This window comes from Actinomycetospora callitridis, assembly GCF_028737265.1.
In the GTDB taxonomy this organism is placed as follows: domain Bacteria; phylum Actinomycetota; class Actinomycetes; order Mycobacteriales; family Pseudonocardiaceae; genus Actinomycetospora; species Actinomycetospora callitridis.
The window spans coordinates 473,086-492,572 of record NZ_JAQZAK010000001.1 but is presented as its reverse complement, the minus strand read 5'-3'; the positions used below and the strand labels follow the sequence as shown (position 1 = coordinate 492,572).

General features: G+C 75.1%; 21 protein-coding genes and 1 pseudogene. 10 read left to right on the top strand and 12 right to left on the bottom strand.

Annotated elements, in window-relative coordinates:
• Positions 1-49: 49 nt before the first annotated feature.
• The gene (locus tag PH191_RS02415; RefSeq protein WP_274193033.1) at positions 50-541 is read right to left on the bottom strand and encodes a DUF805 domain-containing protein; all 492 of its coding nucleotides are present in this window, start codon (positions 539-541) and stop codon (positions 50-52) included.
• 107 nt (positions 542-648) lie between these two features.
• Positions 649-1,806, bottom strand: a complete 1,158-nt coding sequence (locus tag PH191_RS02410) for an acyl-CoA dehydrogenase (protein WP_274193032.1) — start codon at positions 1,804-1,806, stop codon at positions 649-651.
• 149 nt (positions 1,807-1,955) lie between these two features.
• On the opposite strand from PH191_RS02410, the gene PH191_RS02405 reads away from it, so the two are divergent.
• On the top strand, positions 1,956-3,170 hold the full coding sequence (locus PH191_RS02405) for a glycosyltransferase (protein WP_274193031.1): 1,215 nt from the start codon (positions 1,956-1,958) through the stop codon (positions 3,168-3,170).
• On the opposite strand, the gene PH191_RS02400 is transcribed toward PH191_RS02405, so the two are convergent.
• Entirely contained in the window at positions 3,157-4,428 is a 1,272-nt protein-coding gene (locus PH191_RS02400; protein WP_274193030.1) for an FAD-dependent oxidoreductase, read from the bottom strand. The two genes, PH191_RS02405 and PH191_RS02400, sit on opposite strands and share 14 nt — an antisense overlap.
• A 94-nt stretch (positions 4,429-4,522) precedes the next feature.
• Here PH191_RS02400 and PH191_RS02395 point away from each other — a divergent pair, with 94 nt between their 5' ends.
• Positions 4,523-5,134: a TetR/AcrR family transcriptional regulator gene (locus PH191_RS02395; RefSeq protein WP_274193029.1), complete on the top strand. Its 612-nt coding sequence runs from the start codon at positions 4,523-4,525 to the stop codon at positions 5,132-5,134.
• Here the strand turns inward: PH191_RS02395 and purE are convergent.
• The 3 genes from purE to PH191_RS02380 are packed head-to-tail and all read right to left on the bottom strand — an operon-like array spanning position 5,104 to position 7,830.
• The gene (purE, locus tag PH191_RS02390) at positions 5,104-5,610 is read right to left on the bottom strand and encodes a 5-(carboxyamino)imidazole ribonucleotide mutase (RefSeq protein ID WP_274193659.1); all 507 of its coding nucleotides are present in this window, start codon (positions 5,608-5,610) and stop codon (positions 5,104-5,106) included. The genes PH191_RS02395 and purE overlap by 31 nt on opposite strands.
• 49 nt (positions 5,611-5,659) lie before the next feature.
• Positions 5,660-6,847, bottom strand: coding sequence for a 5-(carboxyamino)imidazole ribonucleotide synthase (locus PH191_RS02385; RefSeq protein ID WP_274193028.1), 1,188 nt, complete (start codon positions 6,845-6,847; stop codon positions 5,660-5,662).
• 23 nt (positions 6,848-6,870) lie between these two features.
• The gene (locus PH191_RS02380; RefSeq protein ID WP_420791738.1) at positions 6,871-7,830 is read right to left on the bottom strand and encodes a GGDEF domain-containing protein; all 960 of its coding nucleotides are present in this window, start codon (positions 7,828-7,830) and stop codon (positions 6,871-6,873) included.
• 178 nt (positions 7,831-8,008) lie between these two features.
• On the opposite strand from PH191_RS02380, the gene PH191_RS02375 reads away from it, so the two are divergent.
• The 3 genes from PH191_RS02375 to PH191_RS02365 all read left to right on the top strand — a co-directional run bounded on the left by PH191_RS02375 (position 8,009) and on the right by PH191_RS02365 (position 10,757).
• Entirely contained in the window at positions 8,009-9,742 is a 1,734-nt protein-coding gene (locus tag PH191_RS02375) for a sigma-70 family RNA polymerase sigma factor (RefSeq protein WP_274193026.1), read from the top strand.
• Positions 9,739-10,254 (top strand): GtrA family protein, encoded by a 516-nt coding sequence (locus PH191_RS02370; RefSeq protein WP_274193025.1) that lies wholly within the window; start codon positions 9,739-9,741, stop codon positions 10,252-10,254. Before PH191_RS02375 ends, PH191_RS02370 begins: the two co-directional genes overlap by 4 nt.
• Before the next feature lie 287 nt (positions 10,255-10,541).
• The gene (locus tag PH191_RS02365) at positions 10,542-10,757 is read left to right on the top strand and encodes a hypothetical protein (RefSeq protein WP_274193024.1); all 216 of its coding nucleotides are present in this window, start codon (positions 10,542-10,544) and stop codon (positions 10,755-10,757) included.
• Between the two features lie 20 nt (positions 10,758-10,777).
• On the opposite strand, the pseudogene PH191_RS02360 reads toward PH191_RS02365, so the two are convergent.
• From PH191_RS02360 to PH191_RS02350, 3 genes and pseudogenes are all read right to left on the bottom strand, one after another.
• Positions 10,778-11,206, bottom strand: a pseudogene (locus PH191_RS02360) (transposase); the annotation flags it as partial.
• 130 nt (positions 11,207-11,336) lie between these two features.
• A complete protein-coding gene (locus PH191_RS02355) occupies positions 11,337-12,617 on the bottom strand; it encodes an ATP-binding protein (RefSeq protein ID WP_274193023.1) in 1,281 nt (426 codons plus the stop codon).
• Positions 12,618-12,626: 9 nt separating this feature from the next.
• Positions 12,627-13,304, bottom strand: coding sequence for a response regulator transcription factor (locus tag PH191_RS02350; RefSeq protein WP_274193022.1), 678 nt, complete (start codon positions 13,302-13,304; stop codon positions 12,627-12,629).
• 49 nt (positions 13,305-13,353) lie between these two features.
• Here PH191_RS02350 and hisN point away from each other — a divergent pair, with 49 nt between their 5' ends.
• The gene (gene hisN, locus PH191_RS02345) at positions 13,354-14,175 is read left to right on the top strand and encodes a histidinol-phosphatase (RefSeq protein ID WP_274193021.1); all 822 of its coding nucleotides are present in this window, start codon (positions 13,354-13,356) and stop codon (positions 14,173-14,175) included.
• On the opposite strand, the gene PH191_RS02340 is transcribed toward hisN, so the two are convergent.
• Positions 14,172-14,417: a hypothetical protein gene (locus PH191_RS02340; protein WP_274193020.1), complete on the bottom strand. Its 246-nt coding sequence runs from the start codon at positions 14,415-14,417 to the stop codon at positions 14,172-14,174. The two genes, hisN and PH191_RS02340, sit on opposite strands and share 4 nt — an antisense overlap.
• Before the next feature lie 74 nt (positions 14,418-14,491).
• Here PH191_RS02340 and PH191_RS02335 point away from each other — a divergent pair, with 74 nt between their 5' ends.
• Positions 14,492-15,007 (top strand): MaoC family dehydratase, encoded by a 516-nt coding sequence (locus PH191_RS02335; RefSeq protein WP_274193019.1) that lies wholly within the window; start codon positions 14,492-14,494, stop codon positions 15,005-15,007.
• On the opposite strand, the gene PH191_RS02330 is transcribed toward PH191_RS02335, so the two are convergent.
• Together PH191_RS02330 and PH191_RS02325 are read right to left on the bottom strand one after the other, a co-directional pair.
• A complete protein-coding gene (locus tag PH191_RS02330; RefSeq protein WP_274193018.1) occupies positions 14,964-15,668 on the bottom strand; it encodes a PH domain-containing protein in 705 nt (234 codons plus the stop codon). The genes PH191_RS02335 and PH191_RS02330 overlap by 44 nt on opposite strands.
• Positions 15,669-15,713: 45 nt before the next feature.
• Complete coding sequence (locus PH191_RS02325; RefSeq protein ID WP_274193017.1) at positions 15,714-16,550, bottom strand: biotin--[acetyl-CoA-carboxylase] ligase; 837 nt, start codon at positions 16,548-16,550, stop codon at positions 15,714-15,716.
• A gap of 79 nt (positions 16,551-16,629) precedes the next feature.
• Here PH191_RS02325 and PH191_RS02320 point away from each other — a divergent pair, with 79 nt between their 5' ends.
• Genes PH191_RS02320 through PH191_RS02310 form a run of 3 tightly spaced genes read left to right on the top strand, consistent with a single transcriptional unit; the run spans position 16,630 to position 19,473 of the window.
• Positions 16,630-18,273, top strand: a complete 1,644-nt coding sequence (locus PH191_RS02320) for an acyl-CoA carboxylase subunit beta (RefSeq protein WP_274193016.1) — start codon at positions 16,630-16,632, stop codon at positions 18,271-18,273.
• A gap of 54 nt (positions 18,274-18,327) precedes the next feature.
• Positions 18,328-18,564 carry an acyl-CoA carboxylase subunit epsilon gene (locus PH191_RS02315; RefSeq protein ID WP_274193015.1) on the top strand — a complete coding sequence of 79 codons (237 nt, stop codon included), beginning with the start codon at positions 18,328-18,330 and terminating at the stop codon, positions 18,562-18,564.
• Between the two features lie 18 nt (positions 18,565-18,582).
• A complete protein-coding gene (locus PH191_RS02310) occupies positions 18,583-19,473 on the top strand; it encodes a YceI family protein (RefSeq protein WP_274193014.1) in 891 nt (296 codons plus the stop codon).
• The last annotated feature ends 14 nt before the right edge of the window (positions 19,474-19,487 follow it).

Here is a 19,487-nt window from a genome sequence, read left to right as displayed (position 1 = left end):
CGGGCGCCGGATCCGGTGTCGGGGTCGTGCGGGGTGGGGCGGGATCGGATCAGGGCTGGCCCTGGTACCCCTGCTGCTGCGGGTAGCCACCCTGCTGCGGGTAGCCCGGCGCCTGCTGCTGGGGGTAGCCGCCCTGCGGGTAGCCGCCGCCCATGGCGTCCTGCTTCGGGTCCATGCCGTGCTGGTTGGGGCCGCGGGTGCCCTCGAGGCACATGAACACCAGCAGGACGATGCCGCCGACGATCGGGATCAGGCCGATGAGGAGCCACCAGCCGGTGCGGTCGGTGTCGTGGAGGCGACGGACGGTGACGGCCAGCGTCGGGATCAGGACCCCGAGGGCGTAGATGCCCTGGAGCAGGCCGGGCGAGTAGAAGACGCTGGACCCGGTCGCGACCATCGTCGACGTCCCGATCAGCGTGTCGATCAGGCCCAGGACGATCGAGGCGATCGCGCTGAACAGCGTGAACATCCAGAATTCGGTGCGACGCGCACGCCCGCTGAAGTCGGCGTACTGCTTGAGCACCTTCAGGTACCACTGCATGGGGGAGACCTCTCACGGAGCGTGGGCGGGGCCGCTCCGTTCTGGCGGTCCCTTTCGCCCGGCCAGACTAGCTACTCTCACGCTCCGTGAGGAGTACCCCGAACGGGTTACTTCTTGAGGAGGCTCCTGGCCATGACCATGCGCTGGATCTGGTTGGTGCCCTCGTAGATCTGCGTGATCTTGGCGTCGCGCATCATCCGCTCGACCGGGAAGTCGACCGTGTAGCCGGCGCCACCGAAGAGCTGCACCGCGTCGGTGGTCACCGACATGGCGGTGTCCGAGGCGAAGCACTTGGACGCCGACGCGATCAGGCCCATGTTCTTCACCCCGCGCTCGGCCCGGGCGGCCGCGGCGTAGACGAGGTGCCGCGCGGCCTCGGTGTTCATCGCCATGTCGGCGAGCATGAACTGGACGCCCTGGAACTCGGCGACGGCCTTGCCGAACTGCCGGCGCTCGCGCACGTAGTCGACCGAGGCGTCGAGCGCGCCCTGCGCGATGCCGACCGCCTGCGCGCCGATGGTGGGCCGGGTGTGGTCGAGGGTGGCGAAGGCCGTCTTCAGCCCCGTGCCGGGCTCGCCGATGATGCGGTCGCCCGGGATGCGGCAGTTCTCTAAGTAGATCTCGGTGGTGGGCGAGCCCTTGATGCCGAGCTTGTGCTCCTTTGGCCCCACGGAGAAGCCGGGGTCGTCCTTGTGCACCACGAAGGCCGAGATGCCGTTGGCGCCCTTGTCCGGGTCGGTCTTGGCCATGACCGTGTACCAGTCGGAGATGCCGCCGTTGGTGATCCAGCACTTGGTGCCGTTGAGCACCCAGTCGTCCCCGTCCTGCTGGGCGCGGGTGCGCATCGAGACGGTGTCCGAGCCGGCCTCGCGCTCGGAGAGCGCGTAGCTGATCATCGACTGGCCCGAGGCGATCGTCGGCAGCACCTGCTGCTTGAGCTCCTCGGAGCCGCTCAGGATGATCGGCATCGAGCCCAGCTTGTTCACCGCAGGGATCAGCGACGCCGACGCGTCGACGCGCGCGATCTCCTCGATGACCATGCAGGCCACGATGGAATCGCCGCCCTCGCCCCCGTAGGCCTCGGGGATGTGGATCGCGTGGAACCCGGCCTGCACGAGGGCCTTGCGCGCCTCCTCGGGGAACCGGGGCGTCTGGTCCACCTCGAACGCGTGGGGCGCGATCTCCTTCTCGGCGAGCGCCCGGACCGACTCACGCAGCGCGTCGCGCTCCTCGCCGAGGCTGTACAGGTCGAAATCGGGGTCCACGGCGATCCTCCATACACGGCTGCGTTCCGCCACACGATACTCGGACGTCCGACCATCGTGGCCCCTCGCACGACCCCGAAGGGATGTGGTCCCGGCTACGCTCCGCCCCCGTCGCCACGTCCACAACCCCGAGGCGAGGGAGTCCTGCGATGCGGGCACTGCTGGTCACCGCGGGGTCGCGGGGAGACGTGGCGCCGTTCCTCGCGCTGGCGCGCCACGGGGTCGCCCGGGGCGACGAGGTGCACCTCGCGGTCACCCACGAGGCCCGCGACGACGCCGACCGCACGGGCGCCGTCGTGCACGGGCTCGACGGCGATTTCGCCGCGCTCATCGCGGCGCAGGGCACCTCGCCGTGGACCGCTCTGCGGACCTACCGGACGACGATGGCGCCGATGCTCGCGGCCATCGAGCGCTCCGCGGTCGCCGCGGCGCTCGCCGCCGCGCCGGACGTGCTGCTCACCCATCCGAAGATCCTGACGGCCGGCGCGATCGCGGCCCGCCGGGGACGGCCGTGGGTGCGCGCGGAGATCGTGCCGACGCTGACGCCCACCCGCGCCTTCCCCGCCGCGGGCCTCCCCGTCCCGAACGTCCCGGCCCTGAACCCCCTGACCTTCCGCGCACTCGCCGCCGGGGCCCGGCTCGGCGAGCGCGCGGCCCGGCGGCGCGTCGAGCGCGACATCGGACCGTTGCCGCCCGGCGCCGCCCCGACCCGCACCGTCGTGCCCGTCAGCCCGGTGCTGCTCCCCCGCCCGGACGACTGGCCCGCCACGACCGTCGTCACCGGCCGGTGGGTGGACCCGCCCGACGGCGCCGCCGGCCCGCCCGACCCCGAGCTCGACGCCTTCCTCGCCGCCGGCGACGTCACCTACGCGGGCTTCGGCTCGATGGCGCGCGGCGACCCGCGTGCCCGGGCCCGCACGATCGTCGACGTCCTGCGCGCCCGCGGTGCGCGGATCCTGCTGGTCACGGGGTGGGGCGGGCTCGAGGTGCCCGAGGACCTCGCCGGCCCGGACGTGCTCGTCCGCCGGTCCGTCGACCACGCGTCCGTGCTGCCGCGCTGTACCGCCGCGCTCCACCACGCCGGCGCGGGGACCGCCCACGCCGTGGTGGCCGCGGGCGTGCCGTCGGTGCCCGTGCCGATGTTCGCCGACCAGCCCTTCTGGGCGCGGCGACTGCACGCGGCCGGGCTGGCCGGACCGCCGGTGCCGGGCGGCCGGCTCACCGCCGCGCGCCTGGACCGTGGTCTCGACGCCCTGCCGCTCCGCACCGACCTGGCCGGCCCCGCCGCCCGGATGGCGGCCGAGGACGGGGTCGGCGTGGCGTGGGGGGTGCTCGAGGAGACGGCCGGCCTCAGGCGGCCGTGACCGGCGCCCGGCGGGCGAAGTCGGGGGCACGCTCGGGCCGCAGGCCCACCCCGATGAGGTAGGCCGGGACCGCCGTCACGGACGGGAACGTCGCGGCGAGGCGCCGCACGATGCGCGGCGGGCCCGCCATCCGCCCCTCGAGGGCCGGCGTCACGATCGCCCGGTGCATGAGGCGCTGGAGCGTCTGCACGGCGATCGTCGGCAGCAGGCGGCGGCGGCGCACGCGGTCGAGGTCGGCGCCGGTCACGCGGTGTCCTCCCCTCCGGCCGCCGAGCAGCGGCTCCGCCAGCAGGGTCGCGGCGGCGACCGCGTCCTGCACCGCGAGGTTGATCCCCACCCCGCCGATCGGGGACATCGCGTGCGCGGCGTCGCCAATGCAGAGCAGCCCCTCGACGTGCCAGCGGCGCAGCCGGTCGAGGCGCACGTCGAGGAACTTGACGTCGTCCATGCTCTCCAGGGCGTCGACGCGGTCGGCGAGGTCGGGCGCGAGGTCCGCGACGTCGGCGCGGAAGGCCTCGATCCCGCGGGCGCGGATCTCGGCGTCGCGGCCCTTCGCCGACATGGAGGCGACCTGGAGGTAGCCCTCGCGCGGGATCACCACCGCCATCCGCCCCGGGCCGATGCGCGGGGTGAGCGCGGGCCGGTCCTCGCCGGCGTGGCGGGGCAGCCGGAACCACCAGGCGTCCATGGGGCACGGGAAGTCGACGACCTGCAGCCCGGCCCGGGCGCGGGCCTCCGAGCCGCGCCCGTCGCAGGCCACGGTGAGGTCCGCGGCGAGCTCGCCGGTGGCGCCGTCCGCGGTCCGGTACGCGACCCCGGAGACGCGTCCCGCGGCGTCGCGACGCAGGTCGGTGACCTCGGTGCTGCGACGCAGCGTGAAGGTCGGCTCGGCCTCGGCCGCGTCGGCGAGCAGGTCGAGGAGGTCCCACTGCGGGACCATCGCGACGTAGGGGTGGGCGACCCGGCCGGCGAGGCGGCGGAAGTCGCCGACCACCAGGCTCTCCCCGTCTCCGACCGGGAACGCGACCTCCTCCATCCGGCTCTGCGGCAGGGCGTCGAAGCGCTCGCCCAGGCCGAGCTCGTCGAGCAGGTCGAGCGTCGTCGGGTGGACGGTGTCGCCGCGGAAGTCCCGCAGGAAGTCCGCGTGCTTCTCGAGCACGGTGACCTCGACCCCGGCCCGGGCCAGCAGCAGCCCGAGCACCATCCCCGCCGGGCCGCCCCCGACCACACAGCACGTCGTGCGCTCCACCGTCCCCACCCCGCCTCTCCTGATCTCAACGCCTGTTGAATCCGAGTGTGCGCGCACGCGCGCGGGAAATCAACGGCTGTGGAAAAACGGTAGGGTCGGCCTCGTGGCCGACACGAGCGGGTCCGCCCGGCGGGGGCGACGCCCCGGCGACTCCGGCACGCGGGAGTCGATCCTCGACGCGGCGCGGAGCCGGTTCAGCTCGGAGGGTTTCCGGTCGGCCACCGTGCGGGCCATCGCCGGCGACGCGGGCGTCGATCCCTCGCTGGTGATGCACTTCTTCGGCACCAAGCAGGCGCTGTTCGTGGCCGCCATGGAGTTCCCGATCAACCCGGCGGACGTGGTGCCCCACATCGTCGGGCCCGGGGTCGACGGGCTGGGCGAGCGGCTGGTCCGCTTCCTGCTCGGGCTGGTCGACGAGCTCGGCGAGGCCAACCCGATGCTCGGGCTCGTGCGCTCGGCCGTCGGTCACCCCGACGCGGCCCGGATGATGCGGGAGTTCCTCGGCGAGGCGATCCTCGACCGGGTGGCGGCCGCCATCGAGGCCGACCGGCCGCGCCTGCGCGCCGACCTGTGCGCCTCGCAGATCGTCGGGATCCTGATGGCCCGCCAGATCCTCGCGCTGCCCGAGCTCGCCGCCGCCGACCGCGAGACCCTCGTCGGGGTCTACGGGCGGACGATCCAGCGCTACCTCACGGAGCCGCTGGACTCTCCCTGAGCCTCACCGTGAGCGCGCGCCGCGAGCGCGGCGTCCTTGGTGGCGACGGTCTCGGCCAGCCCCGCCTGGAAGCGCTCCATCGCCCGGGCGAGCTCCGGGTCCGACGCGCCGAGGATGCGCACCGCGAGCAGCCCCGCGTTGCGCGCCCCGCCGATCGACACGGTCGCGACGGGCACACCGGCGGGCATCTGCACGATCGAGAGCAGCGAGTCCATGCCGTCGAGGTGCGCGAGCGGCACCGGCACGCCGATCACCGGCAGCACGGTGGCCGAGGCGATCATGCCGGGCAGGTGCGCCGCCCCGCCCGCGCCGGCGATGACCACCCGCACACCGCGGCCCGCGGCGGCGCCGGCCCAGTCGAGCATCGTGCGCGGGGTGCGGTGCGCCGAGAGGACGCGCGCCTCCCAGCCGACGCCGAACTCGTCGAGCGCGGTCGCGGCGGCGCGCATCGTCGGCCAGTCGGAGTCGCTGCCCATGACGACGGCGACGGGTGCAGTGGCCTGGTCGCTCACGAGTGGCCCCCGATCAGTCATGTGCTGTCCATCCGTCGCCCCACACGCCGGTGGAGAGGTGGTCGGCGGCGAGGCGGGCGCGGGTGCGCACCTCGTCGAGGTCGTCCCCGCGCACGGTGACGTGGCCGATCTTGCGGCCGGGACGCTCGGCCTTGCCGTAGAGGTGCACGCGCGCGTCGGGGAAGCGCGCGTAGGTGTGGTGGAGACGCTCGTCGATGCGCATCGCGGGCGTCGGGTCGCCGCCGAGGACGTTGGCCATGACGGTGACCGGCGCGGTGGTCGTCGTCGCGCCGAGCGGGTAGTCGAGCACCGCCCGCAGGTGCTGCTCGAACTGCGAGGTCACCGAACCCTCGATCGTCCAGTGCCCCGAGTTGTGCGGGCGCATCGCGAGCTCGTTGACGACGAGGCCGTCCTCGGTCTCGAAGAGCTCGACGGCGAGCAGGCCGACGACGCCGAGCGCCGCGGCGATGCGCAGGGCGAGCTCGCCGGCCTCCTCGGCGCGCTCCGGGTCGAGCCCCGGCGCGGGGGCGAGCACCTCGGTGCAGATGCCCTGCTCCTGGACGGTCTCGACCACCGGCCACACGGCCGCCTGCCCGAAGGGCGAGCGCGCCAGCAGGACGGCGAGCTCGCGGCGCAGGGCCACCCGCTGCTCGACCATGAGCGGGGTGCCGGCGGCCAGCAGCTCGTCGACCGTGCTCCGCGCCTGCTCGGCGTCGTCGAGGATCCACACGCCGCGCCCGTCGTAGCCGCCGCGCACGGCCTTGAGCACCACCGGCCAGCCCTGGTCGGCGGCGAACGTCAGGACGTCCTCGGGGCCCGACACCGCGGCGAACGGCGGCACGGGCTCCCCGAGCCCGGCGAGCCGGGTGCGCATGACGAGCTTGTCCTGCGCGTGCAGCAACGCGTCGGGGCCGGGGTGGACGGTGTGGCCCTCCTCGACCAGGGCCCGCAGGTGCTCGCCGGGCACGTGCTCGTGGTCGAAGGTGATCGCCTCGGCCCCGGCACCGGCCCTGCGGAGGGCGTCGAGGTCGGTGTGCTCGCCGAGGACGACGTCCGGCGCCACCAGCGCCGCGGGCTCGTCGGACCCCGCCGCGAGCACCCGCAGCGACTGCCCGAGGGCCACCGCCGCCTGGTGCGTCATCCGGGCCAGCTGACCGGCGCCGATCATCGTCACCACGGGCAGGCCGGTGCGCTCGTCCACGGTCGGGAGACAGTACGCGCCGATCAGAACTCTGCGGGGCCCGGCTCGTCGGGGCCCGTCTCGTCGGGGCTCGTCTCGTCGGGGCCCTCGTCACGCAGCCGCTCCAGCAGCGCGCAGGCGCCGTCGTGGGTGGCCGGCAGGCGCGCGATCCGCACCGAGGGCGTCCCCACCAGGCCCTCGGCGGCGGCGAGCCGGCGCGCCAGCAGGCGGCGCAGGACGGCCGCCCGCTCGGCGAGGCCGCCGCGCGGGGCGAGGACGACGACGGTGCCGCGCCCGACGACCGCGATCGACTCGCCGGCGTCGAACACCACCCCGGCCGCCTCCCCGGCGATCGTGAGCGGCGCGACGCGGCGCCAGTCGCGGACGTCGAGCGCGAGGACCACCAGCGCGTGCTCCTCGCCCGCGGCGCGGCCGTGGGCGCGGGCGAAGCGGTAGACCTCGGCCAGGCGGGTCCGCAGGTAGCGGACGCTCGCGAGCCCCGAGAGCGGGTCGACGGCGGCGGTGTCGGCGAGGTCGCCGCAGGCCACGTCGGTCCAGGCCAGCGAGACCGCGCGCAGCAGCCGCACGCCGTCGGGCCCGCGGCCGGGGGACGGGGACACGTCCAGGGCCGACGGCCTGGGGTCGTCCCGGCCCGGCGCGTCGGGCCCCGCGCCGCCGGAGACCGCGGTGTTGAGGGCGGCGAGGTCGGTGAGGGTCTCGGCCAGCCCGACGCCCGCGCCGGCCCGGGCGCCCGCCCACCGGGCGAGGGCCCGCTCCACCGCGCGGTCGCGGGCGGCCGGGCCGGCGTGGCGGGCGGTCACCACGGCGCACACCGCGTCGACCGCCGGGTCGGGCCACTCGACCGCGGCACCCCAGCCCAGCGCGCTGCTGCACGCGAACCACCGCTCGCGCAGCGCGGCGGCACGCCCGGGTCGCGGAGTGGCCCCGTCGACCACGACGCGACCGGGTCCGGTGCCGGCCGGGCCACCCGTGTTCGTCCTCACGTCCATCCCCGCGCCGACCTCCGGCGTTCGTCGTTCTGCTGCCTGCCGTCCCAGGACCCGCGTGAGGTCCACGGGGAGGAGACGCGCGGGGACGTCGCCCATGACGGTGACGGTCACCGGTTCGGCCGATTGCTGCAGGACACACTGCGCCGAGCGGGTGAGGGGGTGGTCAGAGACGATGCCGCAGGACGAGGACGAGCAGGTCGGTGACGTCTCCGACCCCTCCGACGCTGCTGACGACTCTGCTGGGCGTCCCGGGGAGGACCTGCGCAGCGACGCCGAGCTCATCGCCCGCCTGCGCGGCCGCGGCGCGGACCGGGACTCGACCGACGCCTTCGCGACGCTCTACGGGCGCCACCAGCAGGCCGCGCGCGCCCTGGCGCGCCAGCTCGCCCGCTCCCCCGCGGACGTCGACGACCTCGTCGCGGGCGCCTTCACGCGCATGCTCGAGATCCTGCGCGCAGGCCGCGGGCCCACCGAGGCGTTCCGGGCGTACCTGCTGACCTCGGTGCGGCACCTCGCCTACGACCGCAGCCGCGCCGAGCGCCGCCTCGACCTCACCGACGACATCACCGACGTCCACGGCATCGACCCCGACGGCACGATCGTCCCGTTCACCGACCCCGCGATCGCGGGGCTCGAGCGGACCCTCGCCGCGCAGGCCTTCGCGACGCTGCCCGAGCGCTGGCAGGCCGTGCTCTGGCACCTCGAGGTCGAGGGCGACAGCCCGGCCGACATCGCGCCGCTGTTCGGCCTGACCGCCAACGCCGTCTCCGCGCTCGGCTACCGCGCGCGGGAAGGTCTGCGGCAGGCCTACCTGCAGGAACACCTCGCGTCCGGGTCCGGACGGTGGGACCGCCGGCACCGCGAGACCGGCGAGAAGCTCGGCGCCTACACCCGGGGCGGGCTCGCCCGCCGGGAGGCGCAGCGGGTCGAGGCGCACCTGGCCGAGTGCGGCGAGTGCCGCGCGCTCGCCGACGAGCTGCACGACGTCAACGCCGGCATGATCCGCTCCGTCGTGGCGCCGCTCGTGCTCGGCGCCGGCCTCGTCGGCTACCTGGCGTCCCGCGGCTCCACCGGCCCGCTGGCCTTCGACGCGAGCACGGGCGAGCTCGCCATCGCCGGGGGCGGCGCACTCGGCGTGCTCGGGGCGCTGACCGGGCTCACCGGCGCGCCCCGCCCGGCCGCGCCGACCCGGATCGGTGTCGCCGGCGCCCTCGGCCTCGCGGGCGTGGTGGGCGTCGCGGCGTTCGTCGTCGGCGACGTCGTCGAGCCACCCGCCTCGCCGCCGCAGGCCGCGCCGTGGCTCGCCCGGCCGCCGCAGGGCGCGCCGGGGCTCGCCCTGCCGCCCATGGCGCTGCTGCCGCCGCGGCTGCCCGGGGTGCCGGTCGCGCCGCCGAACTCCCCGATGTCCCCCTCGTCTCCGATGTCCCCGACGCCGGTCCCCCGCGATCCCGCCCTCGCCGTGCCCGACCTCGCCGGACCCGGGGCCGGGGAGGCGGGGGGCACCGGGAACGCCAGGAGCACCGGGAGCCGGACCGCGGCGACGGTGTCCGCGGGAGCCGATCGCGCCGCGGTGGGAACAGAGCGCACCGCCGCGGGAGCGGATCGCGCCGCCGCCGGAACGGGACGCACCGCCACGAGGTCGCCGTCGGACACGACCCCGCGGTCCGCGGACCGGACCCCGGCGCGCTCCGCCGCCCGGTCCGGGCCGGCGTCGGCCGGAGGACCGGACGGGGAGTCCGCGACGGGCCCCGCCACCGCGGCGCTGGTGGTCCTCGCTCCGGAGCGCACCCGCCGGGCTGCGGCCGACTGTGCCGTGACGACCCGCCTGCCGGTGCTGGGATCCGCCGGCGTGGTCTGCCCGACCGGCCGTGCGGAGCGGGAGGCGTCACTAGACTCGCGCCGATGACCGAGCACCGGACGCGCGGCGTGCCGCTGCTGCGGGGGTGGCCACGACACGGGTGGATCGCCCGGCTCGCGGAGCGTCACGGTGAGCTCTTCAAGTTCGCCGCCGTCGGGGCGATCACGTTCGTGGTGGACACCGCGGTCTTCGTCACCGCCAAGTCGACGGTGCTCGAGCCCAAGCCCGTCACCGCCAAGGTCCTCGCGGTGCTCGTGGCGACGATCGTCGGCTACGTCCTCAACCGCGAGTGGTCGTTCCGCCTGCGCGGGGGCCGGGGGCGCCCGCACGAGGCCCTCCTCTACTTCGCGGTGTCCGGGGTGGCGCTCGGCATCAACGCCGCCCCGCTCGGGATCTCCCGCTACGTGCTCGACCTCGCGCAGCCCGCGGTGTCGGCGCTCACCGAGCACGTCGCCGACCTGGTCAGTGCCCAGATCATCGGCACGCTCCTCGCCATGATCTTCCGCTGGTGGGCGTTCCGGCGCTGGGTGTTCCCCGACGAGGTCGGCCCGCTGCGCTGAGGTCGACCCGACCCCGTCCCCTCGCCCGTCGTGATCGCCCGGGGGCCCGATCGGGGGACCGGACTGGACCCGACGGAGTCGCCGGTCATCGCACGGTCGCGACTCGACGACCGTCGGTCTCCGACCAGGGGCCGGTCACCGCCCGATCGCGGAAGGAAACGCAAGGTTCTTGATACCTTCGGTACCGCGCTCCCGACCGGACGGTCGGGTGGTTCGGGACACCAGGACGCGGAGGAGGACCTGCTGTGCCCAGACTACCGTGCCCCCGTCGGCCCGCCCGCCGGGCCGTGACCACGGATCCTCTGCTGGAACACGACGAGCTCGAACACTGCGACGGCCTCATGGTCCTCGTCCTCGATCCCGTCACCGGCGCCGCCGACACCTACGGCCCCTACCCCGCCGGACGGGCGCGCGCCGAGGCCGACGGTCGGCGCCAGGAGCTCGACGCGGAGGACCTCACCGAGGTCACCGTCGCGCTCGTGCGCCACCACCGCCCCCGCTAGACATCCCACGGTCGTAAACGTCAAGCGGCGCAGGTCTCTGCGTGCTCAGCGGGTGGTGGCCAGGCGGTGGCTTCGTCGTAGGGCTGCTGGTGGCGCAGCCAGCCGTGCAGGACGCCGACGAGGCGGTTGGCCAGGGCGCGTAGGGCTTGGTGGTGGGTGTTGCCGCGGGCGCGGTGGGCCTCGTAGAAGGCCCGTGCGCCGGGCGAGGTATTCAGGGCGGCGAAGGCCTGTTGGTAGAGCGCGTCGGCCAGGCGGCGGTTGCGGGCGTGGCGGGCCAGCACGACGCGGGCCTTGCCCGAGGCGCGCGTCACGGGCGCCATCCCGGAGTAGTTCTTGCGGGCCCGGGTGTCGGCGTAGCGGGTGGGGTCGTCTCCGAACTCGGCGAGCACCCGGGCGGCGAGCACCGGTCCCAGTCCGGGCTGGGACAGGTAGAGCTCAGCGTCCGGGTGCCGGACCGGCCTCGGACGTCGTCCCGGCCGGCCGGAGATCGGCTCCGGCTGTAGATCACCGGACCGAGGGACACCTCAGATCGGCCTCCGGACGTGTCTCGCGACCTGCTGATCTCGCGGACCGGAGCCCCTACCGCGGCCCCGTCGTCGGCAGCGGTCGCGGGGCGGCGACGGTCTTATCGGTGCGGGGCACGGGCAGGAACAGCGCGAAGGTCGCCGGCTTGGTCCGCGCGAGCTCGAGGCGCCCGCCGTCGGCCTCGACGAGCGCGCGGGCGAGGGCCAGCCCGACGCCGGTCGACGCCGCTCCCGACACCCCGCGGTCGAAGACGTGCGGGACGAGCTCGGGCGGGACGCCGTCCCCGTGGTCGCCGACCTCGACGACGATCATGTCGTTGTCCGAGACCCGCGCCGCGAGCGTGACCGTCCCGCGCCCGTGGCGCAGGGCATTGTCGACGAGCACCCCCAGCGCCTCGCGCAGGCGTCCCGACGTGGCGCGCGCGACCAGCCCCTCCGGCGCCCGCACCCGCACCGTCCGGCTCTCGGCGCGCAGCGGGTCGCGCCACTCGGCGGCGACCGCCTCCAGCTCGCCCGACACCTCGACCGGCGCCGCCCCCGCGGCCCGCGCCTCGCGGGCGGACGCGAGCAGCTCGTCGAGCACCTCGGCGAGACGCTCGGCCTGCTCGAGGGCCGCCGCACCCTCGCCGGCGACGTCGTCGTCGGGGTGGGCCGCGAGCTCGTCGAGGCGCAGCTGCAGCGCGGTGAGCCGGCTGCGGAGCTGGTGGGACACGTCGCCCACGAGCTCGCGCTCGCGCTGGAGGAGCTCGGCGAGCGCCGTGGCCGAGGAGTCCAGGACGTCGGAGACCCGGTCCAGCTCGGGGATGCCGTGGCGGTGCGGCGCGGGCCGGAAGTCGCCCGCGCCGAGCCGGGCCGCGCGTCCCGCCACCTGCTGCAGAGGGTCCGCGAGACGCCGGGCGGTGAGCGTCGCGACGACCGCACCCACGCCCACCGACAGCAGCACCGCGGCCAGCACGAGCGCCGTCGCCTGCAGCTGGCGGTTGCGCATCTCGGTGATCGGCTCCGAGAGCACCGCCGACCCGGACAGCCCGAACGGCAGCGTCTCGCTGACGGTGGCGCCGGGCTCGAGGATCCCCAGCGTGCTGACCCCGCGCGGCGTGCGCACCACGAGCGACCCGCCGGGCGGCACCGCGATGCCCACCGCGCTGAGGTCCACCGGCCGGTCGGCCGAGACCTGCGTGTCCAGCGTCGCGACCACCTGGCGCAGCCGGGAGTTGATGTCCGCGCGGGTGAAGTCCTCGACCAGCCGCCACGTGGTGAGCGCCAGCGGCCCGCCCAGCACCGCCACCGTGATGGTGACGACGAGGAGCGTGGAGATCAGGATCCGACGGCGCACGCGGACGACCTAGGTGTTGAAACGGAACCCGACGCCGCGCACCGTGCTGATGCGGCGGCCGCCGCCCACCCCGGTGCCGCCCTCGTCGGCGAGCTTGCGCCGCAGCCACGACATGTGCATGTCGAGGGTCTTCGACGTCTTCATCTCCGGGTCGTTCCACACCTCGCGCAGGATCTCCTCGCGGGAGACCACCTGCCCGGCGTGCGCCATGAGCACCCGCAGGAGCTCGAACTCCTTGTTGGCCAGCCCGACCTCGACCCCGTCGACGGTGACCCGGCGCGCCGACGGCTCGAGCCGCACCCCGCCCGCGTCCAGCACCTCCGGCGCCCGGCGCCGCAGCAGCGCCCGCACCCGGGCCAGCAGCTCGGCCAGCCGGAAGGGCTTGCCCACGTAGTCGTCCGCGCCCGCGTCGAGCCCGACGACGAAGTCGACCTCGTCGGTGCGCGCCGTGAGCATGAGGACCGGGAGATCGGGCTGGTCGACACGCACGCGCCGGCAGACCTCGAGGCCGTCCATGCCGGGCAGGCCGAGGTCGAGCACCATCAGGTCCGGCCCCGCCGCACCCGCGCGGTGGAGCGCGGCCTGACCGTCGCCGACGACGTCGACCTCGTAGCCCTCGCGCTGCAGCGCCCGGGACAGGGGTCCGGCGATCGCCGCGTCGTCCTCGACGAGCAGCACCGTGGTCACGTCGCCACAGTAGACCGGCGGTCGGCGTCTGCTGGCACGATCGCCCGCCATGAGCCCCACGGACGGCCGAGCCGGACGAGCCGGACATCCCGACGACCTGGCCCTCGCCCTGGCCCTCGCCGACACCGCCGACGCCGTGACGCTGCCGCGCTTCCGGGCGGCCGACCTGCGCGTCGAGCGCAAGCCCGACCGCACCCCCGTCACCGACGCCGACACCGCGTGCGAGGACCGCCTGCGGTCGGTGATCGCCGACCACCGGCCCGACGACACCGTGCTGGGCGAGGAGCGCGGCGGCGAGCTCGGCGCGGGACGCGTCTGGGTGCTCGACCCGATCGACGGCACCAAGAACTTCTCCCGCGGCGTGCCGGTGTGGGCCACGCTGATCGGTCTCGTCGAGGACGGCCGCCCCACCGTCGGCGTCGTGTCCGCGCCCGCGCTCGGGCGGCGCTGGTGGGCCGCCGCCGGCAGCGGCGCCCACACCGCCGACCCCGTCCGCGGGGTGGAGGACGAGCGCATCAGGGTGTCCGGCGTCGGCGACCTCGCCGATGCCTACGCGTCCACCACCGACCTCGACCACTGGCGCACCATCGGGCTCCAGGACCGCTGGCTCGCCCTGACGCAGGCGTGCTGGGAGAGCCGCGGGTTCGGCGACTTCTGGCACCACTGCCTGGTCGCCGAGGGCCTGGTCGACGTCGCCGTGGACCCCGGGGCCAACACCTGGGACCTCGCCGCCGCCCAGGTGATCGTCGAGGAGGCCGGCGGGCGTCTGACCGACCTCGCCGGCGTCGTCCGCTGCGACGGCGGCGACGCCCTGGTGACCAACGGACACCTGCACGACGCCGCCCTCGCGATCCTGACGCGCGCTCGCTAGCCGGACGCCGCGAGCCGCGCCCACACCAGCCGCCCGAACAGCGAGAAGCAGGCGGCCGACTCGTCGTCGAACCGCGTCCACTCGAACCGTCCACCCCGCTCGCACCAGAACACCTCCCAGGTCCCGTCCCCGTCGGCCACGGCGCGCACGCACCACGCCCGATCGGCCTCCGCGCCCACGCTGACCGCCGCGTCGGCCACCCCGGCCGCGATCAGCCAGCCCGCCAGCTCACCGGCTCCCACACCAGGTCCGACGCAGCCGGGGCCCGAACGGTTCCGTCGGGATCGGCGTCGGTCGGGGTGGCACCATCCGGCCCGTGACCGACGCCCCTGTGCCCGCCCCCGAGGTGACCGAGCCCCCCACGCCCGACCCCGAGGTGTACTTCGAGGACCTGCCCGCCGGTCGGCGCATCGCACTGGGCTCGGTGGTCGTCGACCGCGAGGAGATGCTCGCGTTCAACCGCCGCTTCGACCCGCAGCCCTTCCACGTCGACGAGGACGCCGCGAAGGCCTCGTTGTTCGGCGGGCTGTGCGCGTCGGGCTGGTTCACCGCCTCGCTGTGGATGCGGTGCTACGTCGACGCCCTGCTGTCGCGGTCGGCCTCGCTGGGCTCCCCGGGTGGCGACGAGATCGCGTGGCCGGCGCCGGTGTTCCCGGGCGACCGGCTGGACGCCACGATGGAGGTGGTCGCCGCCCGCGTGTCGGCGAGCCGCCCGCAGCTCGGGCTCATCACCCTGGCGGGCACGCTGACCAGGGCCGATCCGGAGGCCGTCGTCTTCCGGTCACGCTTCACCGGGATGTTCGGGCGGCGCGACGCCAGCGACCTCGCCTGACCGGCGCGGCCTCCCCGGCCGGGTCCCCGTCGTCCTCGTCCTCGAGATCGTCCTCGAGATCGTCGTCGACCAGGTCGTCGTCGCTCCCGCCCTCGAGGGCCTCCGGACCGTCCGTGTCGTCCGGGTCCGACGGCCAGGCCCCCCAGTCGTCGTCCGCCTCGGCCAGGGCCAGTCCGCCCCGCTCGTCGGCGACCCCCTCGACGAGCGAGGCCAGACGCTCGACGTCGCCCAGGCCGACGAACTCCCAGGGCTCCCGGGTCCCCGCCGTCGAGACGACCAGCGTTCCCGCGCCCAGGACCGAGGTCCGGCGGGTGCGCACGTCGGTGATCGTCGCGCCGGGCACGACCACGCTCTCCCGGGAGAGCACGCCCTCCCGCACGAGCAGCCGCCGGTCGGTGACGACGAGGTGCGTGCAGCGCCAGCGCACGAGCGGGAGCACCGCGAGCCAGACGATGGCGATCACCGCGAGCAGCACGAGCGCCAGGCGCACGGCGGTGCGGGTGGACCCGGTGGGGATCGACCCCGCGAGGCCGGCGAGGAACGCGGCGAGGAACACCGCGACGGGCGGGACCACCGCGGGCACGAGCAGCATGCGCCAGTGCGGCCGACGGTGGGCCAGCACGTGCTCGCCGCGCCGCAGCACCGCGTCGGGGTAGGCCACGCGCACCCCCTCGACCCGCCCGGCCGTCGCCGGGATGCGGAGAGGCTAGCGAGCGGCGGGCCGCACGTGGACCACGTCGCCCGCCGACACCACGGTCGTGTCGCCGCCGGGCTCGCGCACGGCCAGGCGCCCGTCGCGGTCGACGTCGACGGCCCGGCCCTCGAGGACCCGCCCGCCGGGCAGCGTCACGGTCACCTCGCGCCCGAGCGTCGCGCACCGCGCCCGGTAGTCCTCGACGATGCCGGCCGCGACGACGTCGCCGTGCGCGCCGCGCCAGCGCGCGTCGAGGTCGGCGAGCGCGCGCAGGACCGCGACGAGCACGGTCTCCAGGTCGAGGTGCCCGAAGCCCTCGGCGGCCAACGACGTCGCCCCGGGGGGCAGATCGGCGACCGCGGTGCCGACGTTGAGCCCGATCCCCACGACGAGCGTCCGGTCGTCGTCCCGTCCCCCACCGACCTCGGCGAGGATGCCGGCGCCCTTGGCGGGGTCAGCACCGAGCAGCAGGTCGTTGGGCCACTTCAGGGCCGCGGGCACCTGTCCGCCGGTGACCCGGTCGATCGCCTCGACGAGCGCGAGCCCGGCGAGCAGCGGCGCCCAGCCCCACCGCTCGACGGCCACCTCGCGCGGGCGCAGCAGGATCGAGAAGGTCAGGCCCTCCCCCGCGCGGTCCTCCCACACGCGGTCGCGCCGGCCGCGTCCCGCGTCCTGGTGCTCGGCGACCAGCACGGTGCGGTCGGGGGCCGCGTCCGGGCCGGAGGTGCGCGCGAGCAGGTCGGCGTTGGTCGAGCCGGTACGCGCGACGACGTCGAGCGACGCCCAGGGCCCGGTGGGCGGGCCCACGGCGTGACGCAGCGCGTCCTGGTCCAGCGGTCCGGGTGTCACGCGCGCACCGTAGTGCCGCTGATCACCTCATCGGCGCGAAGCCGGGCCGTGTCGGGGCCGGTCGCTACAGTGCCGGGCCATGACCGCCGCGACGGAGCCGTTGCCGGAGCCGGATGACGCCTCGGGCGAGCCGGACGTCCACACCTCGGCGGGCAAGCTCGCCGACTGGCACCGGCGGCAGGACGACGTCATCCACGCCGGCAGCGAGCGCGCCGTCGAGCGCCAGCACGCCAAGGGCCGCAAGACCGCCCGCGAGCGCCTCGACCTGCTGCTCGACGAGGGCTCGTTCCTCGAGTTCGACGCGATGGCCCGGCACCGGTCCACCAACTTCGGCCTCGAGCAGAACCGCCCGTACGGCGACGGCGTCGTCACCGGCCAGGGCACCGTCGACGGCCGCCCGGTGTGCGTGTTCTCCCAGGACGCGACGGTCTTCGGCGGGGCGCTCGGCGAGGTCTACGGCGAGAAGATCGTCAAGGTCATGGACGTGGCCATGAAGATCGGCTGCCCCGTCGTCGGCATCAACGACGGCGGCGGCGCGCGCATCCAGGAGGGCGTCGTCGCCCTCGGGCTCTACGGCGAGATCTTCCGGCGCAACGTGCACGCCTCGGGCGTCATCCCCCAGATCTCGCTGGTCATGGGGCCGGCGGCCGGCGGCGCGGTGTACTCCCCGGCGCTCACCGACTTCACGATCATGGTCGACGAGACGTCGTTCATGTTCATCACCGGCCCGGACGTGATCAAGACCGTCACGGGCGAGGACGTGGGGTTCGAGGAGCTCGGCGGCGCCCGCACCCACAACGCCACCTCGGGCAACGCGCACTACCTGGCCTCCGACGAGGACGACGCGATCTCCTACGTCCAGGAGCTGCTGAGCTACCTGCCGTCGAACAACCTCACCGACCCGCCGCGCATCCCGGGCGAGGAGGAGGTGGGCTCGGTCCCGGACGGCATCACCGAGACCGACCTCGAGCTCGACACGCTCGTGCCGGACTCGCCGAACCAGCCGTACGACATCCGCGAGGCGATCACCCGCATCGTCGACGACGGCGACTTCCTCGAGGTCCAGGCGCTCTACGCGGCCAACATGGTCACCGGCTACGGGCGCGTCGAGGGCCGCCCGGTGGGCATCGTCGCCAACCAGCCGACCCAGCTCGCCGGCTGCCTCGACATCGGGGCCAGCGAGAAGGCCGCGCGGTTCGTGCGCACGTGCGACACGTTCAACATCCCGGTGCTGACCTTCGTCGACGTCCCGGGATTCCTGCCCGGCACCGACCAGGAGTACAACGGCATCATCCGGCGCGGCGCGAAGCTGATCTACGCGTACGCCGAGGCGACGGTCCCGCTGGTCACGGTCATCTGCCGCAAGGCCTACGGCGGCGCCTACGACGTCATGGGGTCCAAGCACCTCGGCGCCGACGTCAACATCGCCTGGCCCACCGCGCAGATCGCGGTCACCGGGGCGTCCGGCGCGGTCAGCATCCTGTACCGCAAGGAGCTGGCGAAGGTGGCCGACTCCGGTGGCGACGTCGAGGCCCGTCGCGCCGAGCTCCAGCAGGAGTACGAGGACACGCTGGCCAACCCGTACGTCGCGGCCGAGCGCGGGTACGTCGACGCCGTCGTGCCGCCGTCCCACACCCGCGGATACGTGGCCCGCTCGCTGCGGATGCTGGAGACCAAGCGCGAGACGCTGCCGCCGCGCAAGCACGGGAATGTTCCCCTGTGAGCGCAGCGAACGCGGAGGTGTGGCTGTGAGCGCAGCGAACGCGGAGGTGTGGCTGTGAGTGGGGACGACGACGCCACGCACTCTCGACCCGTCCTGCGGATCGTGCGCGGCGAGCCCGACGCGGCGGAGCTGGCGGCGCTGACGGCCGTGCTGGCCGCGGCGGCCGGCGGCAGCGACGACGAGGCCCCGGACCCGACGCCGACGTCGGGCTGGGCGCGCCACGTCGACCTCGTCCGCGCCCCCGTCCACCCCGGCCCCGGCGGCTGGCGAGCCTCGGCCCGGCCCCGATGAGAGCGGGCCGGTGACCTGATGGCCCTGCTGCGCCGACGACGTCGCACACCGATCGGGGGCGAGTCCTACCGCGACTCCGACCACGCCCTCATGCCGATCCCGCCCACCGGCGGGCTCGTCAGCCTCCAGCTGCGCAACGTCGAGGGCCGCCCCCTCCCCGGGGTGACGGTCGCGATCGTCGAGAGCGAAGGCCTGCGGCGCGTGGTCACGGAGTCGCCCACCGACCCGTTCGGCTTCTACACCGCCGCCGTCCCCAGCGGCTCGTACACGCTGCGCGCGAGCCTCGGCGGCTACAGCGCCCTGACCCGCGACATCGTCGTCGGACGGGGTGAGCACGCCGCCCTCGGCGCCCTGATCCTCAACGCCGACCAGGGCAGCACGCGCCCGTCGCCCGGCGAGTGGGTGATCGACGACGCCCACAGCCGGCTCGGGTTCGTGGCCCGCCACATCGCGCTCTCCCGCGTCTACGGGCAGTTCACGCGGTTCCGCGGGTCGATCCAGATCGCCGAGGACATCGAGGACTCGAGCATCGACGTCGTCATCGACGCGGCGAGCATCGAGACCCACAACCCGCAGCGCGACGCGCACCTGCGCTCCCAGGACTTCCTCGCCGTCGACGAGCACCCGCAGCTGCAGTTCTCCAGCACCCGTTTCGTCGTGCGGGCGGGCAACTCCTGGACGATCGACGGCGACCTGACGATCCGCGGGCGCACCAACGACGTGCGCCTCGAGACGACCTACCTGGGCACCCAGACCTGGAACGGCACGCGGATCGGCGCCACGGCGACCACCTCGCTGCACCGCGAGCACTTCACCCTGAACTGGCAGCAGATGGTCGCCCGCGGCGTGCCCGTCGTCGGCTCGACGATCCAGATCCACCTCGACGTGCAGGCGGTCCTGCAGCTCTAGTGCTTGCGTGACGC